Source organism: Vibrio sp. 10N.222.46.A1 (assembly GCF_041473595.1).
Classification (GTDB): Bacteria; Pseudomonadota; Gammaproteobacteria; order Enterobacterales; family Vibrionaceae; genus Vibrio; species Vibrio tasmaniensis_A.
In genome coordinates this window covers 1-628 of record NZ_JBFRSN010000988.1, presented here as the reverse complement: position 1 = coordinate 628, position 628 = coordinate 1, and the positions used below count along the sequence as shown (strand labels likewise).

Here is a 628-nt window from a genome sequence, read left to right as displayed (position 1 = left end):
GCAAAGGCCACCAGCAATATTGAGGCTTAAAACTCGAACGCTAATTGTGGCCTCCTTGAGTTAGCTATCACCAATCGGCGACGATAACTTAACTAGAATGTTGCGTAACCATTGAATACACGGATCAACGTAAGTGTTGCTGGTAATAATGGAATCGCTAAAAATGCGGCTAAAAATCCTAAAAAGTAGAATACATTAAACGGGTCTTGAAAGTCTTTGTTATCTGCCATGATTGCTTCTTGTTTTTGTTAGTAAAGGTAAGTATCTGGCGAACCAAACCCGCTTTGCTAAATCGACATTTAACAAAAAAGGCATAGCCACACCATTTGCGCAACTATACCTTAATCAATTATTCACAAAAACCGAGGAAATATAGGGTTAATCGGTAGACCCTTGGTGTATGTCTAAACTAAAACTGGCCGATCCAAGTAGGCTCAATGATAGCTGGCAGCCCTGTTCAATCGGAAGATCCCGTGTAATGAAGTTCTTCTTACAGTTCTCACCCAAGCGCTCGCCCGCCGCAATATGTTGATTCAATTCGCCATTTGACCATTGTCCATCTAAACCCGCAGGTAAAATAGAGATAGTTCCCACAGCAAGGTCAGCAACACCAAACAAAGCATTCACC

The 628-nt window shown here is 41.9% G+C and carries 1 protein-coding gene and 1 pseudogene; both read right to left on the bottom strand.

The features are described 5' to 3' along the window. Window positions 1-92: 92 nt before the first annotated feature. The gene (locus tag AB4496_RS22925) at window positions 93-230 is read right to left on the bottom strand and encodes a hypothetical protein (RefSeq protein WP_004734169.1); all 138 of its coding nucleotides are present in this window, start codon (window positions 228-230) and stop codon (window positions 93-95) included. Window positions 231-378: 148 nt separating this feature from the next. Further along, window positions 379-628 (bottom strand): annotated as a pseudogene (locus AB4496_RS22920) (two-component system response regulator); the annotation flags it as partial.

Bases quoted from the DNA above. Each gene is read 5' to 3' on its own strand.
- AB4496_RS22925 (WP_004734169.1), bottom strand. From the start codon at position 230: ATGGCAGATAACAAAGACTTTCAAGACCCGTTTAATGTATTCTACTTT.